The sequence below is a fragment of the Neorhizobium sp. DAR64872/K0K18 genome, assembly GCF_050500175.1.
Taxonomy (GTDB): Bacteria; Pseudomonadota; Alphaproteobacteria; order Rhizobiales; family Rhizobiaceae; genus Neorhizobium; species Neorhizobium soli.
This window is the reverse complement of sequence record NZ_CP191446.1, coordinates 1,904,889-1,919,946: the sequence shown is the minus strand read 5'-3', so window position 1 is coordinate 1,919,946 and position 15,058 is coordinate 1,904,889. Positions and strand designations below refer to the sequence as shown.

The following is a 15,058-nucleotide window of genomic DNA, read 5'->3' as shown; positions in this document are numbered from 1 at the left end:
CGCTCGCTCGCGATCAGTCCTTGTCGTAGAGACTGCTCAGTGGCTTCTTGAGAAGGCCATCGCGCAACGAACCTTCCCGTGGCGGAGCTTCGCGCCGCAGGAATGCGTTCGGACGCGGTTCCAGTGACGGCGAGCCTGGTCGCGGAGTCTCGGACGAAACCTGCCGACGAAGATCGGCGAAACGGTCGTGAATGGCGGGCGGGCGATCCGTGAGCCGGTCGGTCTGACGCTCCACGGGACGCTCGGCAAAGCGCTCAACCGGCCTGTCGCGTTCCGGGAAGCGCGGTGCAAGCCGCTCCGCTGCACGCGGGGTCGGCAGCATGTCGGATCTGTAGGGTGCCAACGAGGGCGGTTCCGGCGAGCGCGGGGCAGGCGCATCGAGCGGCGGTATACCGCTGCCGATTTCACGCCGCCAGTCATTCAGTTCCGCGTCATCGGCGGACGGCACAGCCTGCCTGTCTTCGGGCGGGATCGGCAGACCTGCCTCCGGGGCGGGTGGATTGGCGGAATAGCTCTGCTGGAACGATGAGATTTCCGGCGCTGTGACCGAGCGCATGCGGGACACGATCGAACGCAGATCAACCGTGTCGGGCGTTTCTTCGCTGCCTTTGTTTGCAAGACTGTTGGTCTTTGGAAGATAGCGTTTCTCGACGCGTGAGAAGCGCATGCGCATGGGAACCGAGATGGCCTCGCCGAACGCGATTGCCTCGCCATTGCCGATCGACGACAGGAAGCTCGTCGTCGAAATCGACGAATTCGGGATCGCCGACTTGATGATGACCTGATCCCGCTCATTCGACAGGCGCATGGCAAACAGCGTCGAACACTGGGACAGGATCGTCTGGTCGAGCTCGCCGGGGCGCTGCGTGATGATGCCAAGGGAAACGCCGTATTTCCGGCCTTCCTTGGCGATGCGGGAGATGGCCTGCACGGTCGGCGCAAAACCGAGCTCCCGGTCGGCCGGTACGTAGCGGTGCGCTTCCTCGCAGACAACGAGCATGTGAATTGCGCCATTGCTCCAGAGCGCAAGCTCGAACGCCATGCGGCAGAGGATAGAGGCGACAGAGTTCACGACTTCCGATGGGATGCCGGCAAGCTGGAACGTCGAGATCGGCCGGTCGTCGCCGGGAATGCGGAAGATATGCGCGATCGTCTCCATGATCGTGTCTTGGATCGTGTTGTTGGAGAACATGAAATGGTAGCGCGGATCGTTGATCGCCGACGTGATGCGCATTTTCAGTGCGCGCAGGAACGGCTTGTCGGAGCGACCCTCCAGCCTGCCGAGCCGTTCGTCGATCAGGGCCAGCAGATCGGCCATGCGGTAAGGGACGGGCGTATCAGCTGTCAGCGAACTTTTTTCCGAAGCCGAGCGGCGCATCAGGCCCGAATCGCTGCCCTTGAAAGCGCGTTTTGCTTCCGGGATGAGGTCGCGCATGATGTCGAGCTCTTCGGGGATAGCCGGGCGGCCACGGAAAATGACTTCCGAGAATTCCTCAAGGCGCATCAGCCAGAAAGGCAGGTCGAGCGTGTCGGTATCGATAACGACCGCATGATCGGGAAAGGCTGCCGCAAATTCGTTGTGCGGATCGAGGATCAGAACGCGGAGCCGATGGTCGGCTTCGATCGCCTTGTGCAGGAGAAGCGAAACGGCTGTCGACTTGCCGACGCCGGTGGAGCCGACGATGGCGAAATGCTTCGACAGCATTGAAGGCACATGGATCGCCGCATCGATGCTTTCATCCTGGCTGAGCTTGCCGATCGTGCACGTATCGTTCTTGCCGGCATCGTAGATGCGCAGAAGGTCGGCCGAGCGGATACGATGGGCAATGGCGCCGAGATAGGGGTAGGCGGAAATGCCGCTCGAAAACTCTTCGCGGCCATCATGCCCGACACGGACCTCGCCGAGCAGCTCGACTTCGATGTGGAATTTCGTGTCTTCGCCTTCCGCCCACTGGCGTTCGCCAGATTGCATCGAATAGGCAAGCGCGACGACGCGGTTGCTGCCGACGGAAATGGAGATCAGCCGGCCGACGGACCAGAGTTCGGTGAGATCGGTGTCGCCATGCTCGGCGACAGCTGCGATCGTCGCATGCGAGCCGTTGCAGGCGACGACACGGCCCAGCATCCGGTTACCGATTTTCTGGGCATCGCGACGCTCTTGCTCCCCGGCAGAGATCGAACGGTGAAGGTCGTTGTTCAACAACAGTAACGGCCCTGCAAATGGGGTGGCAATCGAAAGGTGATATGGAGATCAGGTTCCTCCAATCTCGCGACTGTAGCCTTGCCGGCTTAACAACTTGTGTAGGACCTCGTGACTTTCGGCGTGAACTGCGAGCGATCTCAATGAGATGACGTTTTTGCTGACGGTCTGCGTTGACGAATGGGGCATATCCGGCTAACACTCAAGGCCATGAAGATTTCGAACGCACTTATCGTGGTGGGAACGCGCATGGGCAGGACGGTGTAACCGTCCGGCGATAGCCACCCATGCGCGGAAAGACAGGCTCCTTAAGGGGCCTTTTTTTATGTCTTCAAACCGGCTCGGAGGAGCCGCCGGTAAATCCAGAAGTGAACGGATGACGATGATGACGGATACGAATAACAGGATGACGGGCGCAGAGATCGTCCTGAAGGCGCTGAAGGATAACGGCGTCGAGCATATTTTCGGCTATCCCGGCGGCGCGATCCTGCCGATCTATGACGAAATCTTCCAGCAGGATGACATCAAGCACATCCTCGTCCGCCACGAACAGGGCGCCGGCCATGCGGCCGAAGGCTATGCCCGTTCGACCGGCAAGGTCGGTGTCATGCTCGTCACGTCAGGTCCAGGCGCCACCAACGCGGTTACGCCGCTGCAGGACGCGCTGATGGATTCGATCCCGCTCGTGTGTCTGACTGGCCAGGTTCCGACCAACCTGATCGGCTCGGATGCCTTCCAGGAAGCCGATACGGTCGGCATCACGCGCCCCTGCACCAAGCACAACTGGCTCGTCAAAGACGTCGACCAGCTGGCCGGTGTCATCCACGAGGCGTTCCGTATCGCCCAGTCCGGCCGTCCGGGACCTGTTGTCGTCGATATCCCCAAGGATATCCAGTTTGCGACCGGCACCTACACGCCACCGGGCGCGACGCCTGCCAACAAGAGTTACGCGCCCAAGCTTGCCGGCGATATGCAGGCAATCGAGGCAGCCGTCCAGCTGATGGCCTCGGCCCGTCGGCCGATCCTCTACACAGGCGGCGGCGTCATCAATTCCGGTCCGGAAGCATCGCGTTTGCTGCGCGAGCTGATTGAGCTGACGGATTTCCCGATCACCTCGACGCTGATGGGGCTCGGCGCGTATCCGGCATCGGGCAAGAACTGGCTCGGCATGCTGGGCATGCACGGTTCCTATGAAGCCAACATGGCGATGCATGACTGCGACGTCATGGTTTGCGTCGGTGCGCGTTTCGACGACCGCATCACCGGACGCCTGAATGCGTTTGCGCCGAACTCGCGCAAGATCCATATCGATATCGACCCATCATCGATCAACAAGAACGTCCGCGTCGAGATCCCGATCATCGGTGATGTCGGCCATGTTCTGGAGGAGATGGTCCGCCTGTGGCGCGCACTGCCGCAAAAGCAGGACAAGGCGCAGATCTCCGACTGGTGGAGCGAAATCCAGAGCTGGCGGGGTCGCAAGTCGTTTTCCTACAAGAACTCGACCGACGTCATCATGCCGCAATACGCGGTCGAGCGTCTCTACGAGGCGACGAAGGGTCACAAGACCTTCATCACGACCGAGGTCGGCCAGCACCAGATGTGGGCGGCACAGTTCTTCGGTTTCGAAGAGCCGAACCGCTGGATGACATCGGGTGGGCTCGGCACGATGGGTTACGGCCTGCCGGCAGCTCTCGGCGTTCAGGTCGCGCATCCCGATGCGCTCGTCATCGACATTGCCGGCGATGCCTCGATCCAGATGTGCATTCAGGAAATGTCCTGCGCCATCCAGCACGATCTGCCGGTCAAGATTTTTATCCTGAACAACCAGTATATGGGCATGGTGCGCCAGTGGCAGCAGTTGCTTCACGGCAACCGTCTGTCGAACTCCTACACGGAAGCGATGCCTGACTTCGTCAAGCTCGCGGAAGCCTATGGCGCGGTCGGCATGTATTGCGACGATCCGAAGGAGCTGGACGACAAGATCGCCGAGATGATCGCAATCCGGCAGCCAGTCATCTTCGACTGCCGTGTCGCAAACCTTGCCAACTGCTTCCCGATGATCCCGTCAGGCAAAGCCCATAACGAGATGCTGTTGCCGGACGAGGCGACAGACGAAGTTGTTGCAACCGCGATCGACGCCAAAGGCCGTCAGCTGGTTTGATCGGCGCATCCGGGGCGTCAGCGGAACGCTGGCGTCCTGAACCTATCTCTGAGGAAACGGACCTGAAACCATGAATGCACATCAGCAGCCGACCGGTTCTGCCTACTTCTTCCAGCCCGAGACCGCCAAGGTCGAGAGCCACACGCTTTCGGTTCTTGTCAGCAACGAGCCGGGCGTTCTTGCCCGCGTCATCGGGCTTTTCTCCGGCCGCGGCTACAATATCGAAAGCCTGACGGTTTCGGAGACCGAGCATGAAGCGCACCTATCGCGCATCACGATCGTCACCAACGGAACGCCGACCGTGCTTGAGCAGATCAAAGCTCAGCTCGAGCGCATCGTGCCTGTCCACCGGGTTCTCGACCTGACGGTCCGAGCGCGCGATCTTGGCCAGGACCGGCCGATCGAACGGGAAGTGGCATTGCTCAAGGTCGTCGGCCACGGCGACCAGCGGGCCGAGGCCTTGCGTCTCGCCGACGCGTTCCAGGCGAAGGTCGTGGACGCGACGATCGAGCACTTCATCTTCGAAATCACCGGCAAGTCGTCGAAGATCGATCAGTTCGTGGCGGTCATCCGGCCACTCGGCTTGATCGAGATCTGCCGCACGGGCATCGCTGCGATGAACCGCGGCTCGCAGGGCATGTAAGTGTCGGGCCGCGGCGCCGGGGATACTCCATTGCAAAAGGACTGGCTGCCGAAACCTGGAACGCGCATCGGTGCGACCTTCTATGTCCGGCAGTCGCAGCCCTTTCTGCGGCATTACTTCGGCGTCGAGGCACTTGAACCGACGCTTCGGCCGGGGATCGGTGGGATCGTTCTGTGGGGCGGTCGCGTCCCGGCAAAGGCGGCGCGGCTGATTGCTGCGTTGCGCGGGCTGCCGAGTTGGTATCTGGAAGACGGGTTCTTGCGCTCGGTCGGGCTCGGCAAGCAAAACGCGCTGCCGATTTCGATCCAGATCGACGACCTCGGCATGCCGGTAAGAGCATCCGCTCCCTCACGCCTGGAAACGGTGATCGCGGCTTCCGCAGAAGATTGGAACGCCGCGTCTCTGGGTGGAGACATCCGCGCCGCGCTGGTGCGTGAAAAGCTGTCGAAATACAACAACCTTCCGCACCGGGAACCAAAGCTCGATAAATCCGCGAGGAAGCGGATCCTGCTCGTGGACCAGGTGTTCGGCGACGTCTCGGTGCCGATGGCGGGCGGCTCGCCAGACAGTTTCTCGCGGATGCTCAAGGATGCGATCGCGAGCGGTGCACAATGCGTGGTGCGCACCCATCCGGATGTGATGGCCGGTTTCCGCAAGGGCTATCTGACCGAACAGGCAGCGAAGGCTCCCGGAGTCATTCTGCTCTCCGATGCAGTCTCGGTTGCCTCCATTCTCGATGTTGTCGACGAAGTCTGGACCGTGTCCAGCCAGTTCGGCCTGGACGCGCTCCTGCGCGGAATGCCGGTGCGGTGTTACGCCGGTCCGTTCTATGCCGGCTGGGGACTGACCGACGATCACCTCGGCGAGGGCGCGCAAGCCACGCTTTCGCGTCGCACTGCACGCCCAACGATCGATCAACTGGCAGCGGCAGCCTTTGGGCTCTACCCGGTTTATCGCGACACGAAGACCTTTGCCGAAATCGACGTCTTCAAAGCGATCGAAACGCTTGCCGCCGAGCGGCGGCAGCTAGACCTCGATTAGAGCATCTCCAGCGGCTGCTTGCGTTCCGGCGGCGGGAAGGCGGCATCGAGCGCGTCCCAGTCCTCGTCGCTGATGTCGAGGTCGACAGCACCGGCATTCTCCTCGACGCGCGAAGCCGTCGAGGATTTCGGAATGGCGATCACCTTGTCCCGCTCCAGCAAGAAAGCGAGCGCCACCTGCGCCGGAGTTGCCTGATAGGCCTTGGCAATGCGGATGAGTTCCGCATTGCGCAGGATCCGGCCCTGTTCGATGGGCGAATAGGCCATGACCGGGATGTCGTGATCCTGGCACCAGGGCAAGAGGTCGAACTCGATGCCGCGGCGCGACAGGTTGTAGAGAACCTGATTGGTGGCGCAGTTGCGTCCATCCGGCACCTCCATCAGTTCCTCCATGTCGGCGATGTCGAAATTGGAGACACCCCAGGCGCCAATCTTGCCGTCGCGGCGCAGAGCCTCGAACCCGGCGACCGTTTCTTCGAGCGGATGCTCGCCGCGCCAATGCAGGAGGTAGAGGTCGAGCCGATCCGTTTTCAGGCGTTCGAGACTAGCCTCGCAGGCCTCGATGACACCGCGGCGGCTGGCATTCCAGGGATAGACCTTGCTGACCAGAAACACCTCGTCGCGCCGGCCGTCGATGGCTTTTCCTGTGAGCTCTTCCGAGGCTCCTTCGCCATACATTTCCGCCGTGTCGATCAGCGTCATGCCAAGGTCGAGGCCGCGGCGCAGACTTTCGATCTCGGCCTTCGCGTCGTTCGGGGACTCGCCCATCTTCCAGGTTCCAAGACCAAGCGCTGGAACCGAGATGCCGGAGGGCAGGGTGACGGTTGGAATATCGGGCATCTTCAACCTCGCTGATGAGTGATCTGATGTCAGATAAGGCGCTCTGCCGTGATGCCAAGCCTCCGGTTCGTCCGGTGGCGGCAAAGGCTTGCCGGGCATGGCGAAGGCGCATACGCTGAACCGACGACGACAACGTTTGCATCTCCTCGATGCGGACGCTGGCAAAGGTATCCCGCAGCGATCATGAGGTCCGGCCATGCACGACGATCACGAGACCGATCACAACGACCACGATCGCCACGCTCATGACCACGGGCACGACAACCGCTACACCGACATGCAGGCGCGGGTAAGGGCGCTTGAAACGGTGCTGGTCGAAAAGGGCCTGATTGATCCGAAAGCGGTCGATGCGATCGTCGAGACCTACGAGACGAAGATCGGGCCGAAGAACGGCGCCCGCGTAGTAGCGAAAGCGTGGAGCGATCCGGTTTTTGCGGACTGGCTCCAAGCCGATGCCACGGCGGCGATCGCCAGCCTCGGGTATACCGGTCGCCAGGGTGAGCATATGCGCGCCGTGTTCAACACGCCGGGTACCCATAACCTCATCGTCTGCACGCTCTGCTCCTGTTATCCGTGGGCGGTTCTTGGCCTGCCGCCGACCTGGTACAAGGCGCCGGCCTATCGCTCCCGTGCGGTGATCGATCCGCGCGGCGTGCTGGCCGAATTCGGCTTGGCTCTTCCCAAGGAGACGAAGATCCGTGTTTGGGATTCGACAGCCGAGCTGCGCTACCTCGTCATTCCGGAACGACCTGACGGGACGGACGGGCTGGACGAGCAAGCGCTCGCCGCACTGGTCAGCCGCGACGCGATGATCGGCACGGCGGTCGCAGGGGTGCCGTCATGAACGGCCCGCACGACCTCGGCGGCCAGATGGGGTTCGGCCCGGTCGCGCCCGAGAGCAACGAACCCTATTTCCATGCGGACTGGGAGCGCCGCGCGCTGGGCCTGACGCTGTCCTGCGGAGCATTCGGTGCGTGGACTATCGATGAAAGCCGGCATGCTCGCGAGAATATTCCACCGGCATGCTATCTCTCGGCCAGCTATTACGAGATCTGGACCCGGGCACTGGAAGTGCTTCTGGAACGGCACGGTTTTGCGACCAGCGCGGAAATCGCGTCGGGCACGAACCAGATCGAGCCGGCGGTGCCCAAACGTATCCTGAAAGCCGAAATGGTTGCGGGCGTGCTTTCCAAAGGAGGGCCGTGCGACAGGCCGCTGGAGACAAGGCCTGTCTTCGCGGCGGGCGATCGTGTCCGCACCAAAAACTTCAACCCGGAGACCCACACGCGACTGCCGCGTTACGCACGCGCCAAGACCGGCGTGGTCGAGGCTGTGCAGGGCGCGTTCGTGTTCCCGGATGACAATGCCCATGGCAAGGGCGAGAACCCGCAATGGGTCTATACCGTCGTTTTCGATGCGGCTGAGATCTGGGGCGAGGGTGCCGATCCGACGCTGACCGTCTCCATCGACGCCTGGGAGAGCTATCTTGAGCGCTTCTGAAACTCGATGCGATAGCAAAACCGACCTTGCGCATTCGCCGGGCTTGCCGGTGTCACCGCAGGGTGATCCGGTCTTCCCCGAGCCCTGGACGGCTGAAGCCTTCGCGATGACCGTGCATCTGCACGAGCGCGGCGTGTTTACCTGGCCGGAATGGGCAGCGGCATTGTCGGGCCAGGTCCATCAGCCCGGCAGGGCAGATGATGGAAGCGACTATTTCGACTGCTGGGTTGCAGCGCTCTGCGACCTTCTCGCAGAAAAACAGGTCGCCGACGAAGCGACGATCCTTGGCCTGCAGCAGAGTTGGCAGCGCGCGGCGGAAGCCACGCCGCATGGCATGCCGATCGAGCTGAGGAACGATCCGCACCGACAGAGTTGACAACAGGCACCTTGAAAATACACATCAAGTGTGTATAGATATTCCATGAAGAGTGGCGACATCATCTGTGCGTTGAAGGCTGATGGCTGGTACGAGGTCGCCAGGAAGGGCAGTCATGTCCAGTTCAAGCATCCAAGGAAGCTTGGTCGGGTAACTGTTCCTCACCCGAAGCAAGATATTCCAGTCGGAACGCTCAAGAGCATCGAGAAGCAAGCCGGACTAAATTTGAGGTAAGCCATGCGCAATTATATCGCACTGATTCATAAGGATGCCGACAGCGATTTCGGCGTTTCCTTCCCGGATTTCCCCGGTGTTGTCACCGCTGGTCGGGATCTGGATGAGGCGCGGCGCATGGCTGAGGAAGCGCTGGCGTTGCATGTCGAAGGATTGCTGGAAGATGGCGATGCCATTCCGGAACCGGCTTCGCTTGATGCGGTGATGGAAAACCAGGACAACAGGGACGGTGTCGCCATCCTTGTTTCGCTCAAGACCGAGGGCAAAAAGGCCGTTCGCATCAACATCACGCTTCCCGAAGACATGCTTGCGTCGATCGACGCTTTCGCCGAGGCGAATGGATTTACCCGATCCGGCTTTCTGGCCCGTGCGGCCAAGCATGAGATGGAGTCTGCCGAGTCGGGCAATGGCCGGAAGCGAGCGCTGGCCGTCTGAACCAGCTTCCTCCATCCCCGGCTTCCATTCATCTTTCGTTCTTTTCAGTTGCGCTGACGGGCAGAATCCTGCCAAGTCGCGGCCATGCAATTTGCGCCGCAACAAGACGAGGCCTTGAAGGCCGTTTCGAAATGGCTGAAGGAAGGCCGTAGCCAGGTTTTCCGTTTGTTCGGGTATGCGGGCACGGGCAAGACGACGCTTGCCAAGCATTTCGCCGAGCACGTCGATGGCGACGTGCTGTTTGCCGCGTTTACCGGCAAGGCGGCGCAGGTGCTGCGGTCGCGCGGCGCGCGCAATGCGAAAACCATTCACTCGCTGATCTATCGCCCGCGGGGCGAGGAGGAGGTTGAGAACGAGGAAACCGGCAAGACTTCCGTGTCGCCGATGTTTTCGATCAACCGCCAGAGCCCGCTCACCAAGGCAGCACTGATCGTCATCGACGAATGCTCTATGGTAGACGAACAGCTGGGGCGTGACCTCTTAAGCTTCGGCACGCCGGTTCTGGTTCTCGGTGATCCAGGCCAGCTGCCACCGGTCACGGGCGGCGGTTTTTTTACCGAACAGGAACCGGATTATCTGCTGACCGATATCCATCGCCAGGCGCAGGACAACCCGATCATCCAGCTCGCCATGACCGTGCGCGAAGGCAAGGAGATCATGCGTGGCGACTACGGCAAGGCGAAGGTCATCTCCCGCAACGAGGTGACGCAGGAACTGGTGATGGAGGCCGATCAGGTTCTGGTCGGAACCAACCGGACCCGCAAGCGCTACAACCAGCGCCTTCGCGAACTGAAGGGTTTTACCGCCGATTACCCACAGTCCGGCGACAAGCTGGTCTGCCTTCGCAACGATCAGGTCAAGGGCCTTTTGAACGGGTCTCTGTGGCAGGTGATGAGTTCATCGCGAGAAACCGTCAAGCCCGGTATCAACCTGATGATCCGCCCGGAAGACGACGACATGGATCGCGGTGCAGCCAAGATCAAGCTTCTGAAGACCGCGTTCGAGAGCGACGAGGAAATTCCGTGGTCGACACGCAAACGCTATGACGAGTTCGATTACGGCTATGCGCTGACCGTCCACAAGGCGCAGGGTTCTCAGTGGCAGAACGTCGTTCTGTTCGACGAGAGTTTTGCCTTTCGCGATACGCGGGAGCGCTGGCTCTACACGGCGATCACCCGTGCTGCCGAAACGCTGACGATCGTCCGCTAGAGCGGTTCAGTTGAGGACGACACCGGCCACCAGTGCCTTGGCGATTGCCTGAAAACGGTTGCTCGCCTCGAACTTGTCGATCAGCGCGATCTCGATTCGGCGCATTTCGTCGAGATCAATCTCAAGCTCGCGGGCTATCCTTGATGCGGAATATCCATCGCTCATCAACGAGAGGCATCGGCGTTCGATATCGGCAAGCGGCGGACAGGCTGCAGTCCGGCTGGTCTCGGCACGGTCGTCGGTGTCCTGCGACACCAAGGTCTCGATCTGCTGCATCTGCCGCCGGATCTGGGAGATCTCTGCGGTCATCTCCCGTTTGCGTTGTTGAAGTGCGGTACTGAAGATGTCGTCGGCCTTGGCCTGGCTGGCGGCTCCTGCCAGCTCCGCCAGAAGGTCCTGGATCATCACGATGCCGATGCCGACCTCGCGGCAGGCCGTGATAACTGCCATGCGACGGATCTGATCTGATGCGTAAACCCGCATCGGGGCCGTTCCGCGTCCCGTTGCACGGCCTGCGACCAGCAGCCCTTTTTCCTCGTAGAAATGCAGTGTCCGGTGCGTTACGCCGAACAGGTCCGCCACGTCGGCAATCGGCACAGGCTGATCCGGCAGCTCGAACGGCAACTGGATTTGCGGGAAAAATCTGATCGCCAGGAATTCCGGCGACAACAGGCAGGAGGGCTGGGAACTCTGGCTCGTTGCATCAAACAGGTCGCTTCGCATCGGATCCTTCGGTCGCTAGCTGGTCCTGCTCGATTGCATCCACAGGCCGCCTTATGCGTCATGATGAGCGGATGATCTTCGGTAAAAGGAATGCGGACCCGATTGATCGTGACAGCAGAATTCGCCTCGCCGGCCTCATGTGCCGCATCTTGCCGACTTGGCGAATTCTGCATGAAGACAACGTACGTAAAGTTTTAACGATTACTACTCCGGATTTTTGTAGATTATAATATGCTTACGTATCGGAAAGATCTATTTTCTACGTAATGTTCCCAAACGGTGGTCAACACGCTGCGCATGTCCTAAAAGCAGGCTGACATTTCTCGCTTCGGACGCTGCCATGACCACTACGCTCTCCGTCAATCTCAATGCTGTCGCCATGCTCCGCAATCGCCGCGATCTTCCGTGGCCAAGCGTTGAAGCTTTGGGGCGGATTGCGTTGCAGGCCGGGGCATCCGGACTGACGGTTCATCCGCGTCCCGACCAGCGCCATATCCGTTTTTCCGATCTGCCGGTTTTGCGCGCCCTGATCGACGACGAATTCCCGGATGCAGAATTCAACATCGAAGGCTATCCGAGCGAGGATTTTCTGGCGCTGTGCGAACGTATCCAGCCGGAGCAGGTGACATTGGTGCCTGACGATCCGGCCCAGGCGACGTCCGACCACGGTTTCGATTTCCGTGCGACAGGCGAAATGTTGAAGCCGATTGTGGCGCGCTTGAAAAAGGGCGGCATGCGGGTTTCGCTGTTTGCCGATGGTGACGGCGATGTCGAAGCGGTGGCGCTTGCCAAGGCGACCGGTGCCGACCGGATCGAACTTTACACCGGTCCCTATGGCGGCTGTTTCGACAATCCGGAACGCGGCATCGAATTTCTCGAGCTGTTGGGAAGGACTGCGGATGCTGCATTGGCGCACGGCCTTGGCGTCAATGCCGGGCACGACCTGACGGTCGACAATCTCCCCGCGCTGGTGAAGCGCATTCCGGCGCTTGCCGAAGTCTCGATCGGCCACGGGCTGACGGCCGATGCGCTGGAATACGGAATGGCCGAGACGGTGCGTCGTTTCTGCCGCGCCTGCGGTCAGACGATCTAACTGAACCCGCAGCCGCGGTTCTCTCTTCGACCATGAGGCTGTCAGCGTCTGGTGCCGTCACGGCAGGCTTGTCACCGCGTAAAGGCGACGGGTCGGATGCTGACCCCACGCGGCGCTATCGAGCGCCTGAATGCCTTGCATCAGGCGGCTCCCTGCCTTGCACAAAAGGCAGATGGACAAAGTGCCGCAGTTCCGTTGACTGAGAACTTGATTAAGACCTGCATCATATTGCGCTGCAGCATTTCATTGTCATTCGTCATTCGGGGAAGCATCCATCGTGAGCAAGCATAGAGTTGTCGTCGTCGGGGGAGGTTTCGGGGGATTGCAGACGGTGCATGGGCTGAAAGGTGCCGATGCCGACATTACGCTCATCGATCGTCGCAACCATCATCTGTTCCAGCCGCTCCTCTATCAGGTCGCGACGACGGTGCTCGCCACGTCGGAAATCGCATGGCCGATCCGCAGGCTGTTCCGCGATCGGCGCGATGTCACGACGGTGCTCGATGAGGTTCTCGGAATCGACAAGGGTGCGAAGACGGTGAAGCTCGCGTCCGGCCGTATGGTGCCCTATGATACGCTGGTTCTCGCAACCGGCGCACGCCACGCCTATTTCGGCCGCGATGAATGGGAAAGTGTCGCGCCCGGCCTGAAGACGCTGGAGGATGCGACGACATTGCGCCGCCGCATCCTGCTCGCATTCGAGCGGGCAGAGATGGCGGAAAAGACGTCGGAGCTGGATTCCGAGCTGACATTCGCGATCATCGGCGCCGGCCCGACAGGCGTGGAAATGGCCGGCATGATCGCGGAACTCGCGAACAAGGTGCTGCCGAAGGAATTCCGCAAGATCGACACGACCCGCACACGGGTGATGCTGATCGAGGCAGGTCCCCGCGTGCTGCCGGCTTTCACCGAGGATCTGTCGGCCTATACGAAGACGGCGCTCGAAAAGCTCGGCGTCGAGGTTCATACCGGCAAGCCCGTCACCGCGATCACCGAGGAAGGCGTCACCGTTGGCGACGCGTTCATTCCCTGCAAGACGGTGATCTGGGCAGCCGGTGTTCAGGCATCGCCCGCAGCGCGCTGGATCGGCGCGTCGGCGGACCGGGCAGGGCGCGCCGTCGTCGGTCCGTATCTGTCAGTCCCCGAGCAGCCCGAGATCTTTGTCATCGGCGATACCGCGCTGGTCTCGCAGGACGACGGCAAGCCGGTGCCCGGCATCGCGCCGGCCGCCAAGCAGCAGGGTGAGTACGTCTCGAAAGTCATCAAGACCCGGCTCGCCGGCAAGCCTGCGCCGGCGGCGTTCCACTACCGTCACCAGGGCAGTCTCGCGACGATCGGCAAACGTGCGGCAGTGATCGATTTCGGCAAGTTCAAGCTGACGGGTGGACTTGCCTGGTGGATCTGGGGGCTTGCCCATATCTACTTCCTGATCGGCACGAGATCACGCGCCGCCGTTGCCTGGAGCTGGCTGTGGATTTATCTGTCCGGCCAGCATAGCGCGCGGCTGATCACCCAGAAGGAAACGCTGAAGGACGAGTCCTGATCGTCTGGCAGGGTATGGATCCTCGGGCGTGATCCAGGGATCCAAGCACGATCTCAGACATCGGCCCGTGGAACGTCCGTTAGATCGAGTTCCCAGGTCTGGCCGATGCATTCCGGGCCGAACATCGCATGTCTCTCCTCGGCGACAAGCGTGAAGCCGGTGGCCTCGTAGATGTGAAGGGCAGCCTTCAGCACGTCATTGGTCCACAGCGAAAGCTTGGTATAGCCTGCCGCCTTCGCGAAGGCGATGCAGTGCTCGACAAGGGTCCTGCCAAGGCCGAGGCCACGGCCTGCAGGATCGACATAAAGGACGCGCAGCTTGGCGATGTTCTGGCCGGCGTCGGCGACCAGAACCGAGCCGATGCGGCGTCCGTCTGTCTCGGCAATCCAGCACCGCTCCCTGTCCGGATTGAAGTTTTGGATGAACCGTCCCGCCACCTCGGCAACGAGACCTTCGAACCGGTCGTTCCACCCGTATTCCCGCGTATAGGCAACCGCCTGCGCCTCAATCAGCCAGCCCATGTCGCCGGTTCGGTGTTCACGGATCACGACCGGTGCCGTGGAGCGCTCTGTGGTTGCCAGGATGCCGTGGATGGTAGCCATCGCGGTGACCAATCTGTCTCGATCACCGTCGCTGACGCCGGAAAGCTCGCGGGCGATCTGCGCTCTCGATCGCGTGCCGAGCATTTCGTATTCCGCTTTCCCCGGCGCGGTAATCGTCAGGATTTGACTGCGCCGGTCCAACGGGTCGGGTTCGCTCTCGAGAAAGCCTGCTTCGCGGAATTTCTTCAGGATGCGGCTGAGATAGGCAGGATCGAGCCCGAGTTCACGGTTGAGCTCGGTGGCCGAAATTCTTTGGCTCGCGCCGATCTCGTAGAGGATACGCGCTTCCGTCAGCGTGTGGTCGGTATCGAGGTACCCCTTCGACAGCACGCCGAGCTTGTTGGTGTAGAAGCGGTTGAAGGCGCGGATTGCCTCGAAGGTCTCTGCTCTAGACATGATGATCCTCCCATCCAGGAGGATAGATGTTCCGGTATTTAGTTGACTGAGTCAACTAAA

General features: G+C 61.0%; 15 protein-coding genes. 11 read left to right on the top strand and 4 right to left on the bottom strand.

All coding sequences use genetic code 11. The features are described from left to right. Nucleotides 1-13: 13 nt before the first annotated feature. Nucleotides 14-2,203, bottom strand: a complete 2,190-nt coding sequence (locus ACQY1P_RS14875; RefSeq protein ID WP_192086359.1) for a helicase HerA domain-containing protein — start codon at nt 2,201-2,203, stop codon at nt 14-16. Between the two features lie 382 nt (nt 2,204-2,585). Between ACQY1P_RS14875 and ACQY1P_RS14870 the strand changes: the two genes are divergently transcribed. The 3 genes from ACQY1P_RS14870 (at nt 2,586) to ACQY1P_RS14860 (ending at nt 6,048) form a co-directional block, all read left to right on the top strand. Continuing rightward, nucleotides 2,586-4,364, top strand: a complete 1,779-nt coding sequence (locus ACQY1P_RS14870; RefSeq protein ID WP_082471955.1) for an acetolactate synthase 3 large subunit — start codon at nt 2,586-2,588, stop codon at nt 4,362-4,364. Nucleotides 4,365-4,434: 70 nt separating this feature from the next. Next, nucleotides 4,435-5,007, top strand: coding sequence for an acetolactate synthase small subunit (gene ilvN / locus ACQY1P_RS14865; RefSeq protein WP_062456299.1), 573 nt, complete (start codon nt 4,435-4,437; stop codon nt 5,005-5,007). A gap of 30 nt (nt 5,008-5,037) precedes the next feature. After that, nucleotides 5,038-6,048 (top strand): capsular biosynthesis protein, encoded by a 1,011-nt coding sequence (locus tag ACQY1P_RS14860; RefSeq protein WP_430254097.1) that lies wholly within the window; start codon nt 5,038-5,040, stop codon nt 6,046-6,048. Here ACQY1P_RS14860 and ACQY1P_RS14855 read toward each other — a convergent pair. Beyond that, complete coding sequence (locus ACQY1P_RS14855) at nt 6,045-6,887, bottom strand: aldo/keto reductase (protein WP_430254095.1); 843 nt, start codon at nt 6,885-6,887, stop codon at nt 6,045-6,047. The two genes, ACQY1P_RS14860 and ACQY1P_RS14855, sit on opposite strands and share 4 nt — an antisense overlap. A gap of 196 nt (nt 6,888-7,083) precedes the next feature. Between ACQY1P_RS14855 and nthA the strand changes: the two genes are divergently transcribed. From nthA to ACQY1P_RS14825, 6 genes are all read left to right on the top strand, one after another. Continuing rightward, a complete protein-coding gene (nthA, locus tag ACQY1P_RS14850) occupies nt 7,084-7,731 on the top strand; it encodes a nitrile hydratase subunit alpha (protein ID WP_430254093.1) in 648 nt (215 codons plus the stop codon). Further along, entirely contained in the window at nt 7,728-8,387 is a 660-nt protein-coding gene (nthB, locus tag ACQY1P_RS14845; protein ID WP_430254091.1) for a nitrile hydratase subunit beta, read from the top strand. The genes nthA and nthB overlap by 4 nt, the downstream gene beginning before the upstream one ends. Beyond that, entirely contained in the window at nt 8,374-8,763 is a 390-nt protein-coding gene (locus ACQY1P_RS14840) for a nitrile hydratase accessory protein (RefSeq protein ID WP_113165425.1), read from the top strand. Before nthB ends, ACQY1P_RS14840 begins: the two co-directional genes overlap by 14 nt. Nucleotides 8,764-8,808: 45 nt before the next feature. Then, nucleotides 8,809-8,997: a type II toxin-antitoxin system HicA family toxin gene (locus tag ACQY1P_RS14835; protein ID WP_113165426.1), complete on the top strand. Its 189-nt coding sequence runs from the start codon at nt 8,809-8,811 to the stop codon at nt 8,995-8,997. 3 nt (nt 8,998-9,000) lie between these two features. Next, entirely contained in the window at nt 9,001-9,432 is a 432-nt protein-coding gene (locus ACQY1P_RS14830) for a type II toxin-antitoxin system HicB family antitoxin (RefSeq protein ID WP_113110639.1), read from the top strand. An 84-nt stretch (nt 9,433-9,516) separates the two neighbouring features. Next, complete coding sequence (locus tag ACQY1P_RS14825; RefSeq protein ID WP_062581019.1) at nt 9,517-10,641, top strand: ATP-dependent DNA helicase; 1,125 nt, start codon at nt 9,517-9,519, stop codon at nt 10,639-10,641. A 6-nt stretch (nt 10,642-10,647) separates the two neighbouring features. On the opposite strand, the gene ACQY1P_RS14820 is transcribed toward ACQY1P_RS14825, so the two are convergent. Further along, nucleotides 10,648-11,364, bottom strand: a complete 717-nt coding sequence (locus ACQY1P_RS14820; RefSeq protein WP_430254088.1) for a MerR family transcriptional regulator — start codon at nt 11,362-11,364, stop codon at nt 10,648-10,650. Between the two features lie 340 nt (nt 11,365-11,704). On the opposite strand from ACQY1P_RS14820, the gene ACQY1P_RS14815 reads away from it, so the two are divergent. Then, nucleotides 11,705-12,457 carry a pyridoxine 5'-phosphate synthase gene (locus ACQY1P_RS14815; RefSeq protein ID WP_174196551.1) on the top strand — a complete coding sequence of 251 codons (753 nt, stop codon included), beginning with the start codon at nt 11,705-11,707 and terminating at the stop codon, nt 12,455-12,457. A gap of 277 nt (nt 12,458-12,734) precedes the next feature. Continuing rightward, nucleotides 12,735-14,000, top strand: coding sequence for an NAD(P)/FAD-dependent oxidoreductase (locus tag ACQY1P_RS14810; RefSeq protein ID WP_430254085.1), 1,266 nt, complete (start codon nt 12,735-12,737; stop codon nt 13,998-14,000). Between the two features lie 53 nt (nt 14,001-14,053). Here the strand turns inward: ACQY1P_RS14810 and ACQY1P_RS14805 are convergent, their stop codons facing one another. After that, nucleotides 14,054-14,998: a bifunctional helix-turn-helix transcriptional regulator/GNAT family N-acetyltransferase gene (locus ACQY1P_RS14805; protein WP_062581015.1), complete on the bottom strand. Its 945-nt coding sequence runs from the start codon at nt 14,996-14,998 to the stop codon at nt 14,054-14,056. Nucleotides 14,999-15,058: the final 60 nt, after the last annotated feature.

Bases quoted from the DNA above. Each gene is read 5' to 3' on its own strand.
- ACQY1P_RS14870 (WP_082471955.1), top strand. From the start codon at position 2,586: ATGACGGATACGAATAACAGGATGACGGGCGCAGAGATCGTCCTGAAG.
- ilvN (WP_062456299.1), top strand. From the start codon at position 4,435: ATGAATGCACATCAGCAGCCGACCGGTTCTGCCTACTTCTTCCAGCCC.
- ACQY1P_RS14855 (WP_430254095.1), bottom strand. From the start codon at position 6,887: ATGCCCGATATTCCAACCGTCACCCTGCCCTCCGGCATCTCGGTTCCA.
- nthA (WP_430254093.1), top strand. From the start codon at position 7,084: ATGCACGACGATCACGAGACCGATCACAACGACCACGATCGCCACGCT.
- nthB (WP_430254091.1), top strand. From the start codon at position 7,728: ATGAACGGCCCGCACGACCTCGGCGGCCAGATGGGGTTCGGCCCGGTC.
- ACQY1P_RS14835 (WP_113165426.1), top strand. From the start codon at position 8,809: ATGAAGAGTGGCGACATCATCTGTGCGTTGAAGGCTGATGGCTGGTAC.
- ACQY1P_RS14830 (WP_113110639.1), top strand. From the start codon at position 9,001: ATGCGCAATTATATCGCACTGATTCATAAGGATGCCGACAGCGATTTC.
- ACQY1P_RS14825 (WP_062581019.1), top strand. From the start codon at position 9,517: ATGCAATTTGCGCCGCAACAAGACGAGGCCTTGAAGGCCGTTTCGAAA.
- ACQY1P_RS14820 (WP_430254088.1), bottom strand. From the start codon at position 11,364: ATGCGAAGCGACCTGTTTGATGCAACGAGCCAGAGTTCCCAGCCCTCC.
- ACQY1P_RS14815 (WP_174196551.1), top strand. From the start codon at position 11,705: ATGACCACTACGCTCTCCGTCAATCTCAATGCTGTCGCCATGCTCCGC.
- ACQY1P_RS14805 (WP_062581015.1), bottom strand. From the start codon at position 14,998: ATGTCTAGAGCAGAGACCTTCGAGGCAATCCGCGCCTTCAACCGCTTC.